Below are 22,012 nucleotides of genomic sequence, written 5' to 3' on the forward strand. Positions count from 1 at the left end.
CGGTCCCGGCTTTTCAGATCCGCCCCTTCTCAGCCCATGTCGGCCCATCATGTCGGTCCATGAAAGTCGGGCCATGCAGCAAGGGCCGCCCCAATGGCCACCCAAGGCCGGCGGCCAAACCGCGGCGCCCATAGATCGATGACACGGCGAACGGGGATCTTCGCCTGATCGCGGCGTTCTAGTCAGACGCGGCCCTCGGCGTATTTCTCGAGGAAGGCCTCTGCAGACAGGGTCCGAAAATCCTCGAGCCGCGCGCGCAGCACCTCATGCGGCCAATCCCACCACGCCAGCGCGATCATGCGGTCGGCCAGGTCCGGCGCATAGCGCGCCCGAAGCGGCTGCGCCGGCACGCCCGCGACGATCGTGTAGGGCGGCACATCCTTGGTCACCACCGCCGAAGAGGCCACCACCGCGCCATCTCCCACCGTCACTTCCGGCCGTACGACTGCGCCGTGGCCGATCCATGTGTCATGGCCGATATGGGCGCGGCGCGCATGGCGGGCGGTAAAGAACGCCTCGTCGCGCCCGGCGTCATCCCAGTAATCGCCCGAGCGATACAAGAAGTGATGCAAGGACGCGTTGCCCATCGGATGATCGGTCGGACCAATCCGGGTGAAACTGGCGATATTGGCGAACTTGCCCACCGTGCAATTGGCGATGTCGGCATAGCGGTCGCAATAGGCGTAGTTCCCCATCTGCACATGGTTCAACCGCGAGCCGCGCCCGATCTCGACATAGCTGCCGAACGCGGAGGCGGTGATTTCGCACTCGGGATGAATGAACGGATCAAGGCCGAGGCGTGCCATTCAGAGCCCCTTGATCAGCTTGCGGCGCAGCCAGCCCGAGGCGCTGTCCATGGCCATGACCATCAGCACGATAAGGATGATGTAATAGGTCACCTCTTCCCAATCCTTCTGGGTGATCATCGCCTGCGTCAGCAGCAGGCCGATGCCGCCACCGGTGATCGCACCGATGATCGTGGCCGAACGGGTGTTGGATTCAAGATAGTAGAGGATTTGAGAAATCAGCACCGGAACGATCTGCGGGATCACCCCGAAGCGGTAGCGCTGCAGCGGCTTGGCACCGGTCGAGGCAAGACCCTCGATCTGCTTGCCATCCACGTTCTCCAGCGCCTCCGAGAAGAGCTTGCCGAAGCTGCCGGTGTCGGTCAGCAGCATCGCCAGCGCCCCGGTCAGCGGGCCGGGCCCGAAGGCACGGCTAAGCACGATGGTCCAGATCAGCCCGTCGACCCCCCGCAGAAAGTCAAACACCCGGCGCATGGCAAAGCGAACGGCCCTCAGCGGCGCGAAGTTCTTCGCCGACAGGAAGGCCAGCGGCAGCGCCACGATCGCCGCGCCCATAGTGCCCAGAAAGGCCATCAGCACAGTCTCGAACAGCGCCCAGGCCACATCCGCGTGGCGCCACATCTCGTTGCCCCAGAAATCCTGCCACGCGCCCGCAAGATTGCCGCGCGCCGGATCGATCTGTGCGCCGAACAGAATGTCGCCCAGCCCGTGCCCATTGTAGGGGCTGTCGAGAGTGAAGAAGAACAGCTCCCAGCCGGGGAAATAGCGGAACAGCTCGGTCTTCGAGCGCGTCAGCGCCACGCGCGCGCCCTCGGCATTGATCTGAAGACGCGAAGAGGAGGCCGAGATCCAGTCGGGCAGCCCGTCGTCGGGCAGGTTGCTGACCAGCGTGCGGCCATCCAGACGCGCCTCGATCAGCCCGTAACCCGGCACATCCCAGCGGAACCCGTTATCCGGCAGCAGGAGCACTTCCTGCCCGCCCTCAAGCAGCACACGGGTGCTGCCGTCGGCCTGCGGGATCACCCAGTCGGGGCTTGTGCCTTCGGGGTATTCGCCCTTGCGTTCGCCCTCGATCGCCACCGCGACACCGCCGTTGCGGTTGTCGCGGGTGACATGGGTCTTGTAGCTCCAGACGTCCGACAGCAGCGTGCGGGCGTTGTCCCAACGCGCGCGCTCGGAAAGCCCTGCGATGTCGAAGGCGAAGAAGATGTAAACGAGGTAGGCGAGCACCACCACGGGCAGGCCGAAAGAGACCAGCCGCTTGCGGGAGAACTGCCGGTCGGCGGCGGCGTAGAGCGCGGCGTCGGCCATCTCACAGGCCTCCTTTCTTGGACGAGATCATGGCGTTGCGCACATGGCTCGACAGTTGATCGAAAACGACGATGGTCGCGAAAAGCAGGATGAAGATGGCGGCAGCCTGATCGAAGCGCCCCTGCCCCCAGGCCATGGCGTTGCGCAGTTCGTAGCCAATGCCGCCTGCGCCAACGAAGCCGAGGATGGCCGAGGCGCGGATGTTGATCTCGAAGCGCAGCAGCGCGTAGCTGAAGTAGTTCGGCGCCACCTGCGGCACCACACCCAGCCACATGCGCTGCAGCCAGCTTGCGCCCACCGACGACAGCCCCTCGACCGGCTTGAGATCGGCGTTCTCATTGACCTCTGAGAACAGCTTGCCGAGCGCGCCGGCGGTGTGGAAGGCGATGGCGATCATCGCCGGCACCGGCCCGCCGCCCAGCACGAAGATCAGCACCAGCGCGATGACGATCTCGGGCACCGCGCGCATGATGTCCATCAGCCTGCGGAAGACCGGGATGAGCCGTGGCCAGCGCGCCAGCCCACGGGTCGAGAGCAGCGACAAGAGCATCGCCGCCGCGGCACCGATCAGCGTCGAGCAGGCGGCGATATTGATCGTCTCGACCAGCGCCGGGAAGTAGTCGACCAGATGGCCGGGAAGCCGGTCGAGCTTGGGCAACGTGTCGCGCAGCACATCGGCCGGGAAATCGAAGATTTGCGGCAGGCCGCTCCAGAAACCGCCGGCATTGCGGCTGTCGGCCAGCGTGAAGCCCGAGACCATCAGCAGCGCGAAGATGGCGAGCGTCATCCCACCGTAAAGGCGTTTGCGGGCCATCAGCGCGAGGTAATTGGCGCGCGGATCGTGGGGGGCGTCTGGGGTCTGTGTCATGCGGCGGTCCTGCGGCTGGCCCGCGCCCTGCCCGGCCTGCCCCCGTCTGGGGCGGCGCTTTCTGGCGGCGGCGGTCCGGGAAACGAAAAGGGACCCCGCGGATCGGCGGGGCCCCTTCGGTCTTGGGCGATCAGTTGATCTTCGAGCGGCGGGCCGAAACGATCGACTCGTACTCTTTGTGGGTCACCGGGATGAAATCCTTGGCATCGCCGGCGGCCACGCCATAGGCGCAATCGGCATCGTCTTCCCAGAGGTTGGCGGTCAGCTCGGTCACGGTGTCCTTGACCGACTGCGGCAGCGCCTTGCGCATCACGAACGGTCCTTCGGGGATGACGTTCGACTGCCAGATCTGCACGAGATCGTTCATATCGACGAGGCCCGCATCCACAGCCTTGCGCAGCGCGCCCGAGTTGTAACCGTCTTCCCAGTTGCCCTGACCGTCGGCCCAGGTCACGCCCGCGTCGACGTCACCGTTGTTGACCGCGACGATGGTCTGCTCGTGGCCGCCGGTGAAGACGACATCGGAGAAGTAATCGCCCGGCTCCATCGAGTAGCCAGCGTCGGCGATCTCGATCGAGGGGATCAGGTAGCCCGAGGTCGAGTTCGGATCCCCGAAGCCGAACTCCTTGCCGGCCAGATCGTCCAGCGAGGTCACGCCGCTGTCGGCGCGGGCAAAGCCGATCGAGTAATAGCCGATGGAGCCGTCGAGGTTCTGCTTGACCAGTACCGGCTCGACCGCTTCGGGGTCGGCGATATAGGTGCCGGCGTAGGACGAGGCGCCCATCCATGCGGCGTCGATGGTGCCGCCCAGCAGGCCCTGCATCACGCCGTTGTAGTCGGCGGGGGTAAAAATCTTCACCTCGACGCCAAGCGCCGCTGCGATCTTCTCGGCGTAGCACTGGTTGGAGGCCAGACGGTCCTGGGCGTTCTCGCCGCCGAGGATGCCGAGGCGGAACTCGGAGATCTCCTGCGCCTGGGCGGCGCCCACGAGCACGGTGCTGGCCAGAGCGGCTGCGATCAGTTTCTTCATCTTCTGTCCCTCATGTAAGGAATGGGCCCGTCCCGATGGGCCCGGGTGGTCAGACCGCGACTTCCGCAGCCCGAATTTCTGCCACGGCCACGGGGTCGCGGATCTCGGTGGAGGTGGCGCTTTCCGAAAAATCGGCGCCGGCGCCGTAGATGTCGCGCGCCACGCCGGTGGTCAGCTGTGCCGGGCTGCCGTCGAAGACGATGCGCCCGTCTCGCATGCCGATGACCCGGTCACAGTAGCGCCGCGCCGTATCCAGCGTGTGCAGGTTGGCGATCACCATGCGGCCGTCTTCCTCGTGGATGCGGCGTAGGTCGTCCATCACCAGTTGGGCGTTCATCGGGTCAAGCGAGGCGATGGGCTCGTCGGCCAGCACCACCTTCGGGTCCTGCATCAAGGCGCGCGCAATGGCGACGCGCTGCTGCTGCCCCCCCGAAAGCGCCTCGGCGCGTTTGGCGGCATGACCGGCGATGCCCAGACGCTCGAGAATGTCGATCGCGCGGTGCACGTCTTCGCGCGGGTAGAGGTTGAACATCGTGGCCAGCGTCGCGCGCTTGGCCAGCGTGCCGTGCAGCACGTTCGACACCACGTCCATGCGCGGCACGAGGTTGAACTGCTGGAAGATCATCGCGCAGTCGGATTGCCACAGGCGCTTGTCTCCGCCCTTCAGTTGCAACACGTCGCGGCCTTCGAAGATCAGCTTGCCCTCGGTGGCGTCGGTCAGACGGTTCATCATCCGCAGGAAGGTCGATTTGCCAGCGCCCGAGCGCCCGATGATGCCGATCATCATGGGCCGGTCGACCGTAAAGCTCGCGTTGTCCACGGCGGTATTCGCGCCGAAGCGCTTCGTCAGGTTCTCGACGGTGAGCATATTTCCCCCAGACTGTCCGGGGCGGTGTGTCGCGCCGAACGGTATCGAGGCTGTGACGCTTCGGAATCGGTTCCATGTCGGTTCGATGAAGCTTTTCTAACGCCGCCGCACCGCCGGCATATCCGGACCTTGTGACCCGCGCTTTGCCCTTGAAACAGGCATGATTTGGCGGCGAACGCGCGGGCATCGCGGCAGACTCGCCGGGCGGCGATGACGCAGGGGCATTGCCCTCCCTTGGCAACAGTGGTCTATGTCCGGACTAAAGCCCGCACGAAACTGGACCCTGCCCCGTGCCCCTGAGCGCAACGACGACCCCTACTTCCCCGCCAAAATTCACCGACCGGCTGATCGGCGGCCTGTTGATCCTCATCACCGGTCTGGTGATCCTCACGGAATGGCACATCGCACCACCCGGTCTGGATTGGGGGCTCATCCCCGCCGTGACAGCGGTGGTCGGGCTGCTGGCGTCGCAGGTCGCGCCGGGGCGCCGGTTCTTCGTCGCTTTGGCGATCGTGCTCAGCCTCGCGCTGGTCTGGCGCGCTTCGGACTGGCAGCAGGTGCTGCTGAACGCCTTTCACTCGGCTGCTTTCATCGCCGCCTTCTTTGCCGCACTGGCGACGCTGCGCAGCGCTGCCCAGCAGGCCAGTTCGATCCGCGCCGCAGGCAATTTCCTCGCACTGCAGCCGCCGGGACGACGCTATCTCGCGCTGACCCTCGGCGGGCAGGCCTTCGCTCTGCTGCTCAACTACGGCGCCATCGCGCTGCTCGGCAGCCTTGCCACCGCCGCCGCGGCGGACGAGCCCGACGAGGAAATCCGCCACCACCGCACCCGGCGCATGCTCCTTGCGATCCAGCGCGGCTTTGTCGCCTCGCTGCCGTGGTCACCCATGTCGTTCTCGGTGGCGATCACCACCGCGCTGATCCCCGGCACCAGCTGGGGCTCGGTGGTGCTGCCGGCGATCGGCACCTCGGCGCTGATCACCCTGACCGGCTGGGCGCTCGATACGATCTTCAAACCCAAGCTGTCGCATCCGCCCGCCCCGCGCGCCGAGCCAGACGGCAGCTGGGCGCTGATGGCACCGCTGCTGATCCTGCTTGCCCTGCTGGTCACCTCGGTGCTGCTCCTGCAGAGCCTCACCGGCCTGCGCATCATCGCGCTGGTGCTGCTGGTGGTGCCCTGCATGGCCGCCGCATGGGCGGTGCTGCAAAAGCGCGAGGGCAATGCACCGCTGGGCCAGCGCGCCCGCGCCTTCGCCTTCAAGGAACTGCCCGCCTATCGCGGCGAGGTGACGCTGCTGATGATGGCCGGGTTCATCGGCACCGTTGGCGCGCCGCTGCTGGCACCGCTGGTCAAGGCCTCGGGCTTTCATCCCGAAGACCTGCCCCCGGCGCTGGTGCTGGTCAGCTTCGTCTGGATCATCCCGCTGCTCGGCCAGTTGGGAATGAACCCGATCCTCGCCGTGACGCTGATTGCACCGCTGGTGCCCGCCGCCTCCGATCTGGGCGTAGCACCCGAGGCCATCGTGGTGTCGATCACCGCCGGCTGGGCCTTGGGCGGCATCAGCTCGCCCTTCACCGCCACCACGCTTCTGGTGGGAAGTTTCGGCAACGTCAGCGCGCGGCATGTCGGTCTGCGCTGGAACGGTAGCTACATGATCTGCATGCTGCTCTTGTTGTCGGCCTGGGTGCTTGCGCTCGGCTATTTCATCCTCTGACCTCCAACTCGCGAAAGTTCCGCCATGAGCCTTGCCCAAACCCCGCCCATCTTTGACGGCCACAACGACCTGCTGCTGCGCCTGCTGCGCGGGACCGTGAGCGCAGCGGATGTGGTGGACGGCATGGCCAGCGGCCATATCGACCTGCCGCGCGCCCGCACGGGCGGGTTCGGCGGCGGCTTCTTCGCGGTCTTCGTGCCCAGCCCCTCGAAGTCCGGCGACGACATGGACGCCATGGCGCAGCCGCAATACGACCTGCCCCTGCCGCAGATGATCCCCCATGCCGAGGCGCTGGCGACCACATGGCAGGGCGTCGAGGCCTTCGAGGCGCTGGCCAAGGCGGGCGCCATCACCCCCTGCACCACCGCCACCGAGATCGAGACGGCATTGACCGGCCCGAAGATGGCCGCGGTTCTGCACCTCGAAGGCGCCGAGGCGATCGGCCCGGACCTAACCGAACTGCACGAGTTGCACGCCCGCGGCCTGCGCTCGCTGGGCCCGGTCTGGTCGCGCCCGACGATCTTTGGCCACGGGGTGCCTTTCCGCTACCCCTCCACCCCCGACACCGGCGAGGGGCTGACCGAAGCGGGCAAGCGGCTGGTCAAGGAATGCTGCGAGCTGAAGATCATGATCGATCTGTCGCACCTCAACGAAAAGGGGGTGGATGACGTCGCCGCGCTCAGCGAGGCGCCGCTGGTCGCCACCCATTCCAACGCCCATGCGGTCACCCCGCACGCGCGCAATCTGACCGACCGGCAGCTTGCGATGATCGCTGAAAGCGACGGCATGGTCGGCGTCAACTTCGCCTCGGCCTTCCTGCGCCCGGACGGGCGGATGGACCCTTCGTGCAGCCTCGACGTCGTGCTGCGCCACGTCGACCATCTGATCGAGACGCTGGGCGAAGACCGCGTCGGCTTCGGCTCGGATTTCGACGGCGCCACGGTGCCCGAAGGCATCACCGACATCGCCGGCCTGCCCAACCTGCGCGATGCCATGACCGCCCATGGCTTCGACGCCGCGCTGATGGAAAAGCTCTGCTACGGCAACTGGCTGCGGGTGCTGCGCAAGACCTGGGGCGAATAAGCCCCCCACGCCCCCGCGCCTTCGTCTAGACCCAAATATCCCGGGGGTCCGGGGGCAGCGCCCCCGGCTTTCCGAGACCTTACCCCTTTAACCGGTCCCTTCATCTGCTAAGATCCCTCGCACCTAGGGGGGTCCCGGCAAGGGGCTGAGATACTGCTGGCATCTTCGCGGCGCAGTGACCCTTTGAACCTGATCCGGGTCATGCCGGCGAAGGGACAGGTGGAGCGACCGCATGCCCTCGCCGGCCTCATTTTGGAGGCCGAACCCTTGAACACCATGGACCAATCTCCCGTCACATCCGCGCGCATCCCCAACGTGCTGACCATCGCCGGCACCGATCCCTCGGGCGGCGCGGGCATTCAGGCCGATCTCAAGACCTTCTCCGCCCACCGCGCCTACGGCATGAGCGTCATCACCGCCGTGGTGGCCCAGAACACCCGCGGCGTGCGGGCCTTTGAGGCGCTGTCGCCCGAGTTCGTCGCGGCGCAGATCGACGCTGTGTTCGACGACGTGCGGGTGGATGCGGTGAAGATCGGCATGGTCGCCAACCCCGGCATCATCCGCGCCGTTGCCGACCGGCTGCGGGCGCATGGCGCGCGAAACATTGTCTTTGACCCGGTGATGGTGGCCAAGAGCGGCGACGCGCTGCTCGACCCGGAGGCGGTGGCGGCGCTGCGCGAGGATCTGGTGCCGCTGGCAACGCTGATCACCCCCAATCTGCCCGAGGCCGCTGTTCTGCTCGAGCACGGCGACGACTGGACCGCCGAGGAGATGGCCGCGGAACTGCCCGCGCTCTCCGCCATGGGGCCCGAGGCGGTGCTGCTCAAGGGCGGGCACCTGTCGGGCAGCCCCGAGAGCACCGACCTGCTGTGGTGGCAGGGCGCCACCCGCAGCTACAGCGCGCCGCGCATTGCCACCAAGAACGACCACGGCACCGGCTGCACGCTGTCGGCGGCGATCGCGGCGCTGTTGCCGCGCATGGCGCTGCCAGACGCGGTGGCCGAGGCGAAGCGCTACCTGCAGCGCGCGCTCGCAGCCTCAGACCAGCTGGAGGTGGGCGGCGGCCACGGGCCGCTGCACCATTTTCACGCCATGTGGGGCTAGGCCGCGGCCCAGGCGCGGGTGATGTCCTGCGCCGCCGCCTCTGGCTCGGGCTGACCGCAAATCGCCGAGACAACGGCCAAGCCTTGCGCGCCAGCCGCTTTGGCCTGCGCCGCGTGATGCGCTTTCAGCCCACCGATGGCCACGGCGGGCACCGGGCTCGCCGCCACCTGCGAAGCCAGCCCCTCCCAGCCCACCGGCTGCTTGTGGTCGCGCTTGGTGGGCGTGGCAAAAACCGGCCCCGCCCCCACATAGTCCACCAGCGCGGGATCGACCGCCCTTGCCAGAGCGGGGCTTTCCACCGAAAGCCCCAGCAGCATCTCCGGCCCGACCAAGGCCCGCGCCTCGGCGGGTGACATGTCGCCCTGCCCGACGTGCAGCCCATCGGCACCGATCACCCGCGCCGCCTCCACGTCGTCATTGACGATCAGCAGCGCGCCCGAGCCCGCCAGTGCCGCCTTCAGCGCCCTGCCGGTCTCGATCATCCGCGCGGTGCCCCCGTCCTTGTCGCGCAGTTGCACCATGGTCGCCCCGCCTCGCGCCGCCAGCCGCGCCGTCTCGACCATGCCGATCCCGGCGCAAAGGCCGGGATCGAGCACCAGATAGACCGAGAGATCGAAGCGTTTCATGCCGCCCCGACCTCAAGCACCGTCACCTCGGCGTTGGCGTCCAGCGCCTCGGGCGTCAGCGCGTGCAGCGCGTCGAGGAAGACCGGCGCGAAGCTGCCCGGCCCCGTCGCCGCCTCATGCGCTTGGCTGCCCGCCACAGCGTAATGCGACAGCCCCGCCACGACCGCCTCGAAGGGATCGCCGCCAAGCCCGACGTAGGCCCCGCACAGCCCGGTGAGCGCACAGCCAAGCGCGGTATTCAGCGGCATCCAAGGCGAGCCGCCGCCGATGCGCACCGCCCGCGCGCCATCGGTGACGAAGTCGGTCTCGCCGGTCACCGCCACCACGCCGCCGGTCTGCCGCGCCAGCATGCGGGCGGCGGCCTCGGCGGCGGCAACCCCGTCGCGCCCGTCAACGCCCTGCCCGCGGCTGGCTTCGCCGGCCAGCGAGAGGATCTCCGAGGCATTGCCGCGCAGCACCGTCGGCTTCAGCGCCAGCAGCTCTGCCGAGACCCGCCGTCGCAGCGCGGTCGCCTGACAGGCCACCGGGTCGAGCACCCAAGGCGTGCCCGCCGCCTGCGCCCCGGCGATGGCGGCACGCATGCCGTCCACGAAGGGCCCCGACAGCGTGCCGATATTGACCGTCAGCGCGTGCGCGAGGCCGGCAAACTCGCCGGCCTCCTCTGCATCCGAGACCATGGCCGGCGAGGCGCCCGCCGCCAGCAGCACGTTCGCGGCGATGTTCATCGCCACGTAATTGGTGATGCATTGCACCAGCGGATTGGTCTGGCGCAGGTCCTTGAGCAAGAGACCGGATGTCATGCCTCGTCCTCCTTCAGCGGCAGGTAAAGCTCGCCCCCTTCGCGGAATTTCTCGGCCATCTTCGCCATGCCCTCTTTCTGGGCCTCGGCGCGGATGTCGTGGCTGATCCGCATGGAGCAGAACTTCGGCCCGCACATGGAACAGAAATGCGCCACCTTATGCGCCTCCTTGGGCAGGGTCTCGTCATGCATGGACCGCGCCGTGTCGGGGTCGAGCGCGAGATTGAACTGATCCTCCCAGCGGAACTCGAACCGCGCGCGCGACAGCGCATCGTCGCGGATCTGCGCCGCCGGGTGGCCCTTGGCGAGATCGGCGGCATGGGCGGCGATCTTGTAGGTGATCACCCCGGTTTTCACGTCGTCGCGGTCCGGCAGGCCGAGGTGCTCCTTGGGCGTCACGTAGCACAGCATGGCCGTGCCGAACCAACCGATCATCGCAGCCCCGATGCCACTGGTGATGTGATCATAGCCCGGCGCGATATCCGTGGTGAGCGGCCCAAGCGTGTAGAACGGCGCCTCGCCGCAGGTCTCGAGCTGCTTGTCCATATTGGCCTTGATCTTGTGCATTGCCACATGGCCCGGCCCCTCGATCATCACCTGGCACTCGTGCTTCCAAGCGATCTGCGTCAACTCGCCCAGCGTCTCCAGTTCGGCGAACTGCGCCTGATCGTTGGCGTCGGCGATGGAGCCGGGGCGCAGGCCATCGCCCAGCGAGAACGACACGTCATAGGCGCGCGCGATCTCGCAGATCTCCTCGAAATGCTCGTAGAGGAAGCTCTCGCGGTGGTGGTGCAGGCACCACTTGGCCATGATCGAGCCGCCCCGGCTGACGATCCCGGTCACCCGGTTCACCGTCATCGGGATCATATGCAGACGCACGCCGGCATGGATGGTGAAGTAATCCACCCCCTGCTCGGCCTGCTCGATCAGCGTGTCGCGGAACACTTCCCATGTCAGGTCCTCGGCGATGCCACCGACCTTTTCCAGCGCCTGATAGAGCGGCACCGTGCCGATCGGCACCGGGCTGTTGCGCAGGATCCAGTCGCGGATGTTGTGGATGTTGCGCCCGGTCGACAGGTCCATCACCGTGTCCGCGCCCCAGCGCGTCGCCCAGACCATCTTCTCCACCTCCTCCGCCATCGAGGAGGTCACCGCCGAGTTGCCGATATTGGCGTTGATCTTCACCAGAAAGTTGCGGCCGATGGCCATCGGCTCAAGCTCGGGATGGTTGATGTTGGCCGGGATGATGGCGCGGCCGCGGGCGATCTCGTCGCGCACGAACTCGGGCGTCACGTGGTCTGGGATCGACGCGCCCCAATCGTGGCCATCGCGCACCAGCTGCGCCTTGGCCGCCTTGCGCCCGAGGTTTTCGCGGATGGCGACATACTCCATCTCCGGCGTGACGATGCCGGCGCGCGCATAGGCCATCTGGGTGACCGGTTTGCCATCCCTGCCCCGGCGCGGCGCGTGGCGGACGGGAAACTCGGGCACGGCGCGGGCGCCTTCGGCAAAGCCGTTGTCTTCGGGCTTCACATGGCGGCCGTCGTAGCTCTCGGTATCGGCGCGGGCGACGATCCACTCTTCGCGCAGCCGCGGCAGACCGCGGTCGATGGCGATCTCGGCGGCGGGATCGGTGTAGGGGCCGGAGCTGTCGTAGACGGTGACCGGCGGCTCGCCAGCCGAAGGGTGCAGGTCGATCTCGCGCATGGGCACGCGGATCTGCGGATGCTGCTCGCCCTTGTGCCAGACGCGGCGAGAGGCGGGCAGCGGCCCGCATGTGACGGTGGGAGTGAGGTCTTTCATCGGTCGGAGCCTCCAAGCTCAAAGCGGTGGAGACCCAGTTCCGTGCGTGAATGGGGTGACATCGCTGCGGCCAAGGCGCGGGTGTGCCCCGCTTTTCCTATCCGCATGGTCCGGGGCACAGAGCCCCCGGCAACGCCAGTGCACCATCCCTACGCCAGTATGAACTGGATCAGGTTCGTCGGGTCACTGCGCTGCGCGGACGCCAGCAGAATCTCAGCCCCTTGTCGGGACCCCCCGGGTGAGTGGCGCCACCCTGCGGCGAGTCGGGCGGGGCGTCAAGGTAGGGTCTCTGCCCAGCGGCGCGCGGGCGGCACTGCGTTGTTGAGTATTTTTGGAAAGATGAAGACAATGCCACGCCCAGAATGCATACGACCAGAATGCACACGCCCGGAATGCAAGAAGGGCGGCGCCACATGGCACCGCCCCCTGTTTTCTCTTGGCAGAGTTGAGGCGCGCCTCAGACCGCTTCGAGCGCGGCCTTCACGTCATCCGGCGCGCCGACGTTGCGCAGCGTGGCCGGACGGTGGATGCGTTTCACCATGCCCGACAGCGCCTTGCCCGCGCCGATCTCCCAAAATTCGGTGACGCCCTGCGCGGCCATGTAGTCCACCGACTCGCGCCAGCGCACCGAGCCGGTGACCTGCTCGACCAGCAGCGCGCGGATGCGGGCGGGATCGGTCACCGCCTCGGCGACCACATTGGCCACCAGCGGCACGCTCGGAGCGGTGATTTCCACCTGCTCCAGCGCCTCGGCCATGACCTCGGCGGCGGGGGCCATCAGCGCGCAGTGGAACGGCGCGCTCACCGGCAGCAGCAGCGCGCGCTTGGCGCCTTTTTCCTTGGCGATATCCACCGCCCGTTCGACCGCGGCCTTGTTGCCCGAGATCACCACCTGCGACGGGTCGTTGTCATTGGCCGCGGCGCAGACTTCGCCCTGCGCGGCCTCGTCGGCGACGGCGCGGGCGGTGGCCAGATCGAGCCCCAACAGGGCGGCCATCGCCCCCTCGCCCACCGGCACCGCCTGCTGCATGGCCTTGCCGCGGGTGCGCAGAAGCTTGGCGGCATCGCCGACGCTCAGCGCTCCGGCGGCGGTCAGCGCCGAGTACTCGCCCAACGAGTGACCGGCGACATAGCCCGCGGCGGTGATCTCGATGCCCTCCGCCTCGAGCGCGCGCATCGCCGCCAGCGAAGTCGCCATCAGCGCCGGCTGGGCGTTTTCGGTGAGCGTGAGCGTTTCGATGTCACCGTCCCAGATCAGCGCCGAAAGGCTCTCGCCCAACGCCGCATCCACCTCGTCGAACACGGCTTTCGCCGCCGGATATGCCTCGGCCAGCGCCTTGCCCATGCCGATGGTCTGCGCCCCCTGACCGGGGAAGATGAAAGCTCGCGTCATGATCGTCTCTCCTAAGGCTCGCGCGTGCGTGCGTTTGGCGCGCAGTCCTAGCGCCAAGCGACAGCCCGCGCAACGCCCCCAACGATGACGCCAGCGGTCTTCTTCTCTTGGCAAATACGCCGGGGGAGCCGCGCCCCGCGCGGCGGGGGCAGCGCCCCCTCTGCTGGCCGCCGACCGAAAACTGCGTCACGGCACCTTGGTAAGACGGCATATTCCGGCGTAAGAGGGGCAAAGCGCCCCGCCCCGAGCCGCGCCCCCAACAGGAGAGACATGGACATGACCCTGCTTCGACGCACCGTTCTGGCAGCCGCCGCCGCCCTGACGCTGGCCCCGGCGGCCGTGCTAGCACAGGAGACACCGGTCAGGATCGGCGACATCAACCACTACAAGCGCCTCGCCGCCTTCGCCGAGCCCTACCGCAAGGGCATCGAACTGGCGCAGAGCGAGATCAACGCCGCAGGCGGCGTGCTGGGCCGTCCGCTGGAGTTTATCTTCCGTGACGATCAGGGCGATCCGGCCGAGGCGGTGCGCATCGCCGAGGAACTGATGACCCGTGATGGCGCGGTGATGCTCACCGGCACGATCCTCAGCAACGTCGGCCTCGCGCTCAGTTCCTACGCCGCCGAAAAGCGCTATGTCTATCTTGCCTCCGAGCCTCTGGCCGACACGCTGGTCTGGGCCTCGGGCAACCCCTACACCTTCCGCCTGCGCACCTCGACATGGGTGCAGGCGGCGATGCTGGCCGAGCAGGCCGCGACCACCGATGCCATTCGATACGCCACCATCGCCCCGAACTACGCCTATGGCACCGAGGCGGTGGAGGCCTTCAAAGCCAACCTCAAGCGCCTGAAGCCAGAGGTCGAGTTCGTCGCAGAACAATGGCCGGCGCTGTTCAACATCGACGCCGGGGCGGAGGCTCAGGCGCTGGAACGCGCCAAGCCCGATGCAATCTACAATGTCACCTTCGGCACCGACCTCGCCAAATTCGTGCGTCAGGGCGGCGACCGCGGCCTGTTCGACGGGCGGGATGTCTACGGTCTGCTGACCGGCGAGCCGGAGTACTTCGAGCCACTCGGCGACGAGGCGCCCGAGGGCTGGTTCGTCACCGGCTACCCTTGGTATGATTTTGCCGCGGACACGCCCGGCGGTGCCTTTGTCGCCGCCTACGAGGAGATGTTCGGCGAGACCCCGAAGAACGGCAGCAACGTCGGCTACCTCACCGCGCTGTCGGTCGCCGCAGCGATTGAAAAGGCTGGCAGCACCGAGACCGAGGCGATCCGCGCCGCCTTCGAGGGGCTCGACATTCCCGACACCCCCGTCGGCCCGCTGCACTACCGCGAGATCGACAACCAATCGACGCTGGGTGCCTTCGTCGGCACCACAGCACTGAACGAGGCCGGAGAAGGCGTCATGGTCGACTGGTCGTATAAAGAGCCCGGCGCCTACATGCCTTCGGACGACGAGATCCGCGAGATGCGCCCTGCCGAGTGAGACAGCGGGAAGCGGGCGAAGGCGCCCGCTTTCATCTTTCCCCAAAACACCCTTCCCCAAACGCTCCGGGGTGACGGCCCTGCGGCCAAGAGCGGCAGCGCCCCTCCCCGGTTCCCTCTCCGAGTCTCTTGCACCATGGCCTTCTTCTTCGCCCTGTTCCTGACCGGTCTTGCCAATGCCGCGGCGCTGTTTCTTGTCGCTTCGGGGCTGTCGCTGATCTTCGGCGTCACCCGGATCGTCAATTTCGCGCATGGCTCGTTCTACATGCTCGGGGCCTTCATCGGGGTCACGTTGATGGAGCTTCTGCCCGGACATGTCGGATTCTGGGGGGCCATCGTGCTGACCGGGCTGGCGGTGGGGCTGATCGGCGCGCTGATCGAGATCACCGTGCTGCGCCGCATCTACCACGCGCCGGAGCTCTTCCAACTGGTTGCCACCTTCGGGGTGATCCTCGTCATTCAGGATCTGGCGCTGATGATCTGGGGCGCCGAGGACCGGCTCGGGCCCCGCGCGCCCGGACTGCGCGGCGTCTGGCGCATTTTTGGCGAGCCGGTGCCGAAGTATGACATCGTGCTCATCGCCATCACCCCGGTGATCCTCTTCGCCCTTTGGTATCTGATCACCCGCACCCGGCTTGGCACCCTCGTGCGCGCGGCGACGCAGGACCGCGAGATGGTCGGCGCTTTGGGCGTCAATCAGGCGTGGCTGTTCACCGGGGTCTTTGCGCTCGGCTCGGCGCTGGCGGGCTGGGGCGGCGCGCTGCAACTGCCCAAGGGCGGCGCCGATCTGCTGATGGATTTCAACATCATCGGCGCGGTCTTCGTGGTGGTGGTGATCGGCGGCATGGGCAGCCTGCCCGGCGCCTTCATCGCCGCGGTGCTGATCTCGGTGCTCAACGCGTTCGGCGTGACCTACCTGCCGCAATCGACGCTGGTACTGATGTTCGTCGTCATGGCCGTGGTGCTGATCATCCGCCCCTACGGCCTGCTTGGCCGCGAGGAAGTGGCGGGCGAGCACGGGCAGGTCGGCGCGCCGGAAACGCCCATCCGCCCGTATGGCGCCAAGGGCATCGGGCTGACCGCGGCGCTGCTGGCGGCGCTTGCGCTGCTGCCGCTCTTTGCCGACCAGTTCCTGATGGTTCTGGTGATCGACATCGTCGTGTTCGCCCTTTTCGCGGCAAGCCTGCATTTCATCCTTGGCAGCGGCGGGCTGATCAGCTTCGGCCACGCCGCCTTCTTTGGCGGCGGCGCCTACGCGGCGGCGTTGCTGGTGTTTCATACCGGCACGCCGATGGAACTGGCCTTTCTCTTCGCGCCGCTCGCCGCCGGGCTTCTGGCGCTGGCAATCGGCTGGTTCTGCATCCGGCTCTCGGGGGTCTATTTCGCCATGCTGACGCTCGCCTTCAGCCAGTTGGTCTGGAGCCTTGCATTCCAGTGGCGCAGCGTGACGCGCGGCGATGACGGGCTGATCAACATCTGGCCCGCCGACTGGCTGAACGCCACCGTGCCCTATTATTACTTCACCCTGATCCTTGGCGTCGGCGGCATTCTGACACTGCGCCATATCATCCACGCGCCCTTTGGCTATGCGCTGCGCGCCGGACGCGACAGCCCGCGGCAGGCCGAGGCGATGGGCATCGACGTCAAGCGCGTGCAATTGGTGGCCTTTGCGCTGGCGGGCATGATGGCCGGTCTTGCGGGGGGGATTTTCGTTTTTTCCAAAGGCTCGGTCTTTCCCACCGAACTGGAGATCGCCAAGAGCTTCGATGCGCTGATCGTCGTTTTCCTCGGCGGGGTGAAGACCCTGGCCGGCGGCGTGGTGGGCGCCAGCTTCATGACCTCGGTCGAGCATTGGCTGACCCGGCTGGAGTACTGGCGGCTGGTGCTCGGGCTGGTGATCATCGCCGTGGTGATCCTCATGCCAGAGGGCATCGTCGGCACGCTGCGTCGCGTGACCGGACGGCTGCGCCGCACCGATAAGGAGGCAACGCGATGACCGAGATCCTGCGCGCCGACGGCCTGCGCAAGAGCTATGACGGGTTTCTCGCCGTCGATGGCGTGTCGTTTGCCGTGCGGCAAGGTGAGCTGAAGGCACTCATCGGCCCCAACGGAGCGGGCAAGTCCACCTGTTTCAATATGCTCACCGGGCAGTTGAAGCCGACCGCCGGCGAGGTGTTCCTCAACGGCGCAAGGATCACCGCCAAACCACCGCGCGAGATCTGGCGCATGGGCGTCGGGCGCACCTTCCAGATCACCGGCACCTACCGTTCGATGAGCGTGATCGAAAACGTGCAGATGGCGCTCATCAGCCACCACCGTCGCATCTTTTCCTTCGGGCGCCGGGCGTGGACGCTCTACCGCGACGAAGCGATGGCGTTTTTGCGCACGGTGTCGCTGCAGGATCAGGCCGACCGGCCCTGCTCGGTGCTGGCCTACGGTGATCTGAAGCGGCTGGAACTGGCGATCGCGCTGTGCCATCGCCCACGGCTGCTGCTGATGGACGAGCCGACCGCGGGCATGGCGCCCTCGGCGCGCATTGCCCTGATGCAACTGGTGGCGGATATCGTTCGGCGCGAGGGGCTCTCGGTGCTCTTCACCGAGCACGACATGGATGTGGTCTTTGCCCATGCGCATCATATCATGGTGCTGAACCGCGGTCGCCTGATCGCCGATGGCGATAGCGAAGCGGTGCGCAACGATCCCAAGGTGCAGGAGGTCTACCTCGGCGGCGGAACCCTCTTTGCGGAAGGCAAACATGCTTAAGCTCGACAGTGTCCACAGCTATTACGGCAAGGCGCATATCCTCGACGGGCTGAGCTTCGAGGTCGGGCGCGGCGAGGTCGTCGCCCTGCTTGGGCGCAATGGCGCTGGCAAGTCCACCACGATGAAATCGATCATGCAGCTGCTGCGCCCGCGCAGCGGCGCGGTGCGGTTCGAGGGGCGCGATCTGATCGGCCTGCCCGCCTATCGGGTCGCCAAGGCGGGGATCGGCTACGTGCCCGAGGATCGCCGCGTTTTCAGCGATCTGACGGTGCTGGAAAACCTCGAGGTCGGGCGCCAGCCGCGCCGCGAGGGAGCGCCGCAGTGGACCGTCCCGCAACTGTTCGAGCTCTTCCCCAACCTAGCGGAGCGCCGCGCCAACCGCGGAAAACAGATGTCCGGCGGCGAGCAGCAGATGCTGACCATCGCCCGCACACTGATGGGAAACCCCGCACTGCTGCTGCTCGACGAGCCCTCCGAAGGCATCGCTCCGGTCATCGTCGAACAGATGGCGCGCAGCATCCTGCAACTGAAGTCCGAAGGGCTGACGGTGCTCATCTCCGAGCAGAACCTGCATTTTGCCCGCGCCGTCGCGGATCGCGCGATCATCATCGAGAGCGGCCAGAAGAAGTTCGACGGCAGTTTCGAAACGCTCGAAAAACAGCCGGAAATCCGCGACGCCTATCTTTCGGTCTAGGCGTGACGCCATGTAGCGCCAGTTCCCGTTGCGATTGCACGAGGGGCACCCTAGGTCTGAAGGATAAGGAGGATCCTGCCCCTTGGCCTACACGCCCGAAAACGACCGCACCGGCGCCCCGCGCTATCACCTCGACGATCAGGTCGGCTTCCTGCTCCGCCGCGCCTACCAGCGCAACTGCACGATCTTTTCCGACAGGGTCGGCGGCGCGCTGACCCCGGTGCAGTTCTCGGTATTGCAGCGCCTCGCCGAAGCCGGGCCGATGTCGCAGAACCTGCTCGGCCGCTCGGTGGCAATGGACGGCGCAACGACGAAGGGCGTGGTCGACCGGCTGGGTGCCCGCGGGCTCCTGCGCAGCGAGCGCGACCCGGCTGACAAACGGCGCCATCTGGTCTCGCTCACCGCCGAAGGACAGGCGCTTGTCGAAACCACCGTCAGCAAGGCGCTCGACGTCGCTGCTGAAACCCTCTCTCCGCTGCGGGCGCGCGAGCGTCAGACCTTGATCCGCCTGCTGCAGAAGTTGGTCTGAGGCCCGCGCCGCCGCCTAGGCTGCGGCTTTGCCTCCGCCGACCCGGCGGACCAGACGCATCACCAGCACGTAGAACCCCGGCACAAGGAAGATGCCGATGATCGTCGAGGCCAGCATGCCGCCGATCACACCGGTGCCGATGGCATTCTGCGCCGCCGCCCCGGCCCCGCTGGCGGTCGCCAGCGGCACCACGCCAAGGATGAAGGTCAGCGCGGTCATCAGGATCGGACGCAGGCGCAGTTGCGCCGCCTCCTGCGCGGCCTGTGCGATGCTACGCCCTTGCCGCCGCAGGTCTTCGGCGAACTCCACGATCAGGATGGCGTTGCGCGCCGCAAGCCCGATGGTCGTCAGGATGCCCACCTTGAAGTAGACGTCGTTCGACTGGCCAAAGAGGTAGGCTGCCAGAAGCGCTCCCAGCAGGCCCACCGGCACCGACAGCATCACCGAGAAGGGGATCGCCCAGCTTTCATAGAGCGCCGCCAGTGCAAGGAACACCACCAGCCCCGAGATCGCGTAGAGCAGCGGCGCTTGCGCGCCCGACTGCTGCTCTTGGTACGACAGCCCCGTCCACGCCAGCGAATAGCCGCCGTCCATCTCACTCACCAGCCCCTGCATCACCTCCATCGCCTCGCCCGAGCTGACGCCCGCGGCCGGAGAGCCAGAAACCTCGATGGCGGAGGTGGCCGAGTAGCGCTGCAGGCGCGGGGCCACAGGCTCCCACTCGGTGGTCATGAAAGATGAGAAGGGCACCATCTCGCCCTCGGAGTTGCGGGCGTACCAATCCATGATGTTGTCGGGCTGCATCCGGTGTTCGGCGTCGGCCTGCACGATCACCGGCCGCAGTTCGGAGCCGAGGATGAAATCGTTCACCTCGCTGCCCGAGAAGATCACCGACAGCATCGCATTGATCTCCGACAGAGTAAGACCAAAGCTCTCGGCCTTCTCGCGGTCGATCTGGATGCGCAGCGCGCTTTCGTCCTCGGTCCCCGACACCCGCACGTTGGCAATCTCTGGCCGCGCCGCGGCCTGCGCCTCGAGATCGTCGGCGGCGTCCTGCAGCGCCACGATGCCGTTGCCAGCCTGATCGACGAGGTAGAAGGAAAAGCCGCCGGTGTTGCCCAGACCGCGGATCGCGGGCGGCTGCATCACCATGATCTGCCCGGCGCGGCTCGACGCGAAGGCCGCGCTGGCGCGCGCCGCCACGGCGCTGGCAGACAGCTCGGGGGTGTCCTCGCGCTGCGCGAAGTCGCGCAGTTTGACGAAAACCATCGCCCGGTTCTGCCCGGACCCACCGAAACCGAAGCCCAGCGAAGCGAAGGTGCTTTCCACCGCGTCGCCTTCCTGTTCGAGCAGATAGTCCTCGACCTGCTCCAGTGTCGCAAGCGTCTGCTGCGTGGTCGCGCCTTCGGTGAGGTTGATGATCGTGATCAGCACCCCCTGATCCTCGGGCGGGATGAACGAAGAGGTCAGCCGCTCGTTGACCATCCATGCCCCGCCGAGCGATCCGAAGAGCACAAGCAACACCAGCGCCGGCATCTTCAGCGACCACGCCACCGCACGGCCATAGCCCTCGGTGACTTTGGCGAGGCCAGAGTTGAACCAGCGCGCCGGGGCGAATTTCGTCGGGCCATGCGCGGGCTTCAGCAGCCGCGCCGACATCGGCGGCGAAAGGATGATCGCCATCACCAGCGACAGCGCCATCGCCGCCACCATGGTGATCGAGAATTGCCGGTAGATCACCCCGGTCGAGCCGCCGAAGAACGCCATGGGCAGGAACACCGCCGCGAGCACCACATTGATGCCGACCAGCGCGCTGGTGATCTGGCCCATCGAGCGTTTCGTCGCCTCATGGGCCGACAGTTTCTCTTCCTCCATCAGGCGTTCGACGTTCTCGACCACCACGATGGCGTCATCCACCAGCAGGCCGATGGCCAGCACCATGGCGAACATGGTCAGCGTGTTGATGGTAAACCCCGTCGCCATGAGCACCGCGAAGGTGCCAAGCAAGACCACCGGCACGGCGATCAGCGGCACCAGCGTGGCGCGCCAGCTTTGCAAGAAGATCAGCAGCACCGCGAGCACCAGCACGATCGCCTCGAAGAGCGTGTGGTAGACCTGCTCGATCGACAGTTCGACAAAGGGCGAGGTGTCGTAGGCGGTGCGGAACTCGACGCCATCGGGCAGCGCCGCGCTTAGCGTTTCGAGTTGCGCGCGGACCCGCGCGGCGGTGTCGACCGCGTTGGCGCCGGTTTCAAGGTTCACCCCGAAGCCCGAGGAGCTGAGGCCGTTGAACCGTGCGTCGCCGCCATAGTCCTCCTGACCGATCTCGACCCGCGCCACATCCCCAAGCCGCACCACGCCGCCCTCTTCGGACGAGCGCAGCAGGATCGAGTTGAACTCCTCGACCGTGGTTAGCTGGCTTTGGGCGGTGATCGTCGCGGTGAACTGCTGGCCGGTGGTCGTCGGCTGCTCGCCCAGCGACCCGACCGAGACGGTAGAGTTCTGCGCCGAGACCGCGCTGGTCACATCCGAGGCGGTCAGCTGGTAGCGCGCCAGCGACAGCGGATCGAGCCAGATGCGCATGGCGTAGCCCGAGCCGAAGCTTTGCACCCCGCCCACCCCTTCGAGCCGTTCGATCGGTCCCTCGACCGTGGTCGACATGATGTCGCCCAGTTCCAGTGTGCTGTAGCTGCCGGTGGTGTCGACCAGCGCGCCGACCATGAGGATCGAGGACGACGAGCGCGAGACGCTGACCCCCTGGCTCTGCACCGGGGTCGGCAGCCGGCCTTCGACCTGACTGACCCGCGACTGCACCTCGTTCTGCGCATCCACCGGATCGACGCTTTCGTCAAAGATGATCTGGATCGAAGAGCGCCCCAGCGATGAGCTTGAGGTCATGTAGAGCATGCCGTCGAGGCCGGTCATCACGTCCTCGATCTCGCGCGTCACCGAGTTTTGCACCGCCTCGGCGGTAGCGCCGGAATAGCTGGCAGAGACGCGCACCGTGGTCGGCGCGATGTCGGGGTATTGGCTGACCGGCAGCGTCACCACCGCCAGCGCGCCCCCCAGCATGGTGAGGATCGCCAGAACCCAGGCAAAGACCGGGCGCGCAATAAAGAAATTGCCCATG

The 22,012-nt window shown here is 66.9% G+C and carries 18 protein-coding genes and 2 riboswitches; of the genes, 8 read left to right on the top strand and 10 right to left on the bottom strand.

Annotated elements, in window-relative coordinates:
- Window positions 1–182: 182 nt before the first annotated feature.
- From ACXAJT_RS12280 to phnC, 5 genes are all read right to left on the bottom strand, one after another.
- The gene (locus tag ACXAJT_RS12280) at window positions 183–806 is read right to left on the bottom strand and encodes an LbetaH domain-containing protein (RefSeq protein WP_475235651.1); all 624 of its coding nucleotides are present in this window, start codon (window positions 804–806) and stop codon (window positions 183–185) included.
- Window positions 807–2,117, bottom strand: a complete 1,311-nt coding sequence (phnE, locus tag ACXAJT_RS12285; RefSeq protein ID WP_475235653.1) for a phosphonate ABC transporter, permease protein PhnE — start codon at window positions 2,115–2,117, stop codon at window positions 807–809. It abuts the gene before it with no gap.
- A gap of 1 nt (window position 2,118) precedes the next feature.
- On the bottom strand, window positions 2,119–2,985 hold the full coding sequence (gene phnE / locus ACXAJT_RS12290) for a phosphonate ABC transporter, permease protein PhnE (RefSeq protein WP_475235656.1): 867 nt from the start codon (window positions 2,983–2,985) through the stop codon (window positions 2,119–2,121).
- 130 nt (window positions 2,986–3,115) lie between these two features.
- Window positions 3,116–4,015: a phosphonate ABC transporter substrate-binding protein gene (gene phnD, locus ACXAJT_RS12295; RefSeq protein ID WP_475235658.1), complete on the bottom strand. Its 900-nt coding sequence runs from the start codon at window positions 4,013–4,015 to the stop codon at window positions 3,116–3,118.
- Window positions 4,016–4,064: 49 nt separating this feature from the next.
- Window positions 4,065–4,883: a phosphonate ABC transporter ATP-binding protein gene (gene phnC, locus ACXAJT_RS12300; protein WP_475235660.1), complete on the bottom strand. Its 819-nt coding sequence runs from the start codon at window positions 4,881–4,883 to the stop codon at window positions 4,065–4,067.
- A gap of 290 nt (window positions 4,884–5,173) precedes the next feature.
- Between phnC and ACXAJT_RS12305 the strand changes: the two genes are divergently transcribed.
- From ACXAJT_RS12305 to thiD, 3 genes are all read left to right on the top strand, one after another.
- Window positions 5,174–6,598 (top strand): hypothetical protein, encoded by a 1,425-nt coding sequence (locus tag ACXAJT_RS12305; RefSeq protein ID WP_475235662.1) that lies wholly within the window; start codon window positions 5,174–5,176, stop codon window positions 6,596–6,598.
- 24 nt (window positions 6,599–6,622) lie between these two features.
- Window positions 6,623–7,681, top strand: coding sequence for a dipeptidase (locus ACXAJT_RS12310; protein WP_475235663.1), 1,059 nt, complete (start codon window positions 6,623–6,625; stop codon window positions 7,679–7,681).
- A 115-nt stretch (window positions 7,682–7,796) separates the two neighbouring features.
- A riboswitch (TPP riboswitch) is annotated at window positions 7,797–7,915 on the top strand.
- Between the two features lie 42 nt (window positions 7,916–7,957).
- Window positions 7,958–8,785: a bifunctional hydroxymethylpyrimidine kinase/phosphomethylpyrimidine kinase gene (thiD, locus tag ACXAJT_RS12315; RefSeq protein ID WP_475235805.1), complete on the top strand. Its 828-nt coding sequence runs from the start codon at window positions 7,958–7,960 to the stop codon at window positions 8,783–8,785.
- On the opposite strand, the gene thiE is transcribed toward thiD, so the two are convergent.
- The 4 genes from thiE to fabD all read right to left on the bottom strand — a co-directional run bounded on the left by thiE (window position 8,782) and on the right by fabD (window position 13,406).
- Window positions 8,782–9,411, bottom strand: coding sequence for a thiamine phosphate synthase (thiE, locus tag ACXAJT_RS12320; RefSeq protein ID WP_475235664.1), 630 nt, complete (start codon window positions 9,409–9,411; stop codon window positions 8,782–8,784). The genes thiD and thiE overlap by 4 nt on opposite strands.
- Window positions 9,408–10,211, bottom strand: a complete 804-nt coding sequence (thiM, locus tag ACXAJT_RS12325; protein ID WP_475235666.1) for a hydroxyethylthiazole kinase — start codon at window positions 10,209–10,211, stop codon at window positions 9,408–9,410. The genes thiE and thiM overlap by 4 nt, the downstream gene beginning before the upstream one ends.
- On the bottom strand, window positions 10,208–12,013 hold the full coding sequence (gene thiC, locus ACXAJT_RS12330; protein WP_475235667.1) for a phosphomethylpyrimidine synthase ThiC: 1,806 nt from the start codon (window positions 12,011–12,013) through the stop codon (window positions 10,208–10,210). The genes thiM and thiC overlap by 4 nt, the downstream gene beginning before the upstream one ends.
- 128 nt (window positions 12,014–12,141) lie before the next feature.
- Window positions 12,142–12,260: riboswitch (TPP riboswitch) on the bottom strand.
- Between the two features lie 210 nt (window positions 12,261–12,470).
- Window positions 12,471–13,406 carry an ACP S-malonyltransferase gene (gene fabD / locus ACXAJT_RS12335; protein WP_475235669.1) on the bottom strand — a complete coding sequence of 312 codons (936 nt, stop codon included), beginning with the start codon at window positions 13,404–13,406 and terminating at the stop codon, window positions 12,471–12,473.
- 276 nt (window positions 13,407–13,682) lie between these two features.
- Here fabD and ACXAJT_RS12340 point away from each other — a divergent pair, with 276 nt between their 5' ends.
- The 5 genes from ACXAJT_RS12340 to ACXAJT_RS12360 all read left to right on the top strand — a co-directional run bounded on the left by ACXAJT_RS12340 (window position 13,683) and on the right by ACXAJT_RS12360 (window position 18,882).
- Window positions 13,683–14,897, top strand: a complete 1,215-nt coding sequence (locus tag ACXAJT_RS12340; protein ID WP_475235670.1) for an ABC transporter substrate-binding protein — start codon at window positions 13,683–13,685, stop codon at window positions 14,895–14,897.
- A 135-nt stretch (window positions 14,898–15,032) separates the two neighbouring features.
- Window positions 15,033–16,892, top strand: coding sequence for an ABC transporter permease (locus ACXAJT_RS12345; protein WP_475235672.1), 1,860 nt, complete (start codon window positions 15,033–15,035; stop codon window positions 16,890–16,892).
- Window positions 16,889–17,659 (top strand): ABC transporter ATP-binding protein, encoded by a 771-nt coding sequence (locus ACXAJT_RS12350; RefSeq protein ID WP_475235674.1) that lies wholly within the window; start codon window positions 16,889–16,891, stop codon window positions 17,657–17,659. Before ACXAJT_RS12345 ends, ACXAJT_RS12350 begins: the two co-directional genes overlap by 4 nt.
- The gene (locus ACXAJT_RS12355) at window positions 17,652–18,353 is read left to right on the top strand and encodes an ABC transporter ATP-binding protein (RefSeq protein ID WP_475235676.1); all 702 of its coding nucleotides are present in this window, start codon (window positions 17,652–17,654) and stop codon (window positions 18,351–18,353) included. The genes ACXAJT_RS12350 and ACXAJT_RS12355 overlap by 8 nt, the downstream gene beginning before the upstream one ends.
- Before the next feature lie 82 nt (window positions 18,354–18,435).
- Window positions 18,436–18,882: a MarR family winged helix-turn-helix transcriptional regulator gene (locus ACXAJT_RS12360; RefSeq protein WP_475235678.1), complete on the top strand. Its 447-nt coding sequence runs from the start codon at window positions 18,436–18,438 to the stop codon at window positions 18,880–18,882.
- A 15-nt stretch (window positions 18,883–18,897) separates the two neighbouring features.
- Here the strand turns inward: ACXAJT_RS12360 and ACXAJT_RS12365 are convergent, their stop codons facing one another.
- Window positions 18,898–22,011: a multidrug efflux RND transporter permease subunit gene (locus ACXAJT_RS12365; RefSeq protein WP_475235680.1), complete on the bottom strand. Its 3,114-nt coding sequence runs from the start codon at window positions 22,009–22,011 to the stop codon at window positions 18,898–18,900.
- Window position 22,012 lies beyond the last annotated feature (1 nt).

The sequence above is a fragment of the Salipiger sp. ABF4_146 genome (assembly GCF_056161345.1).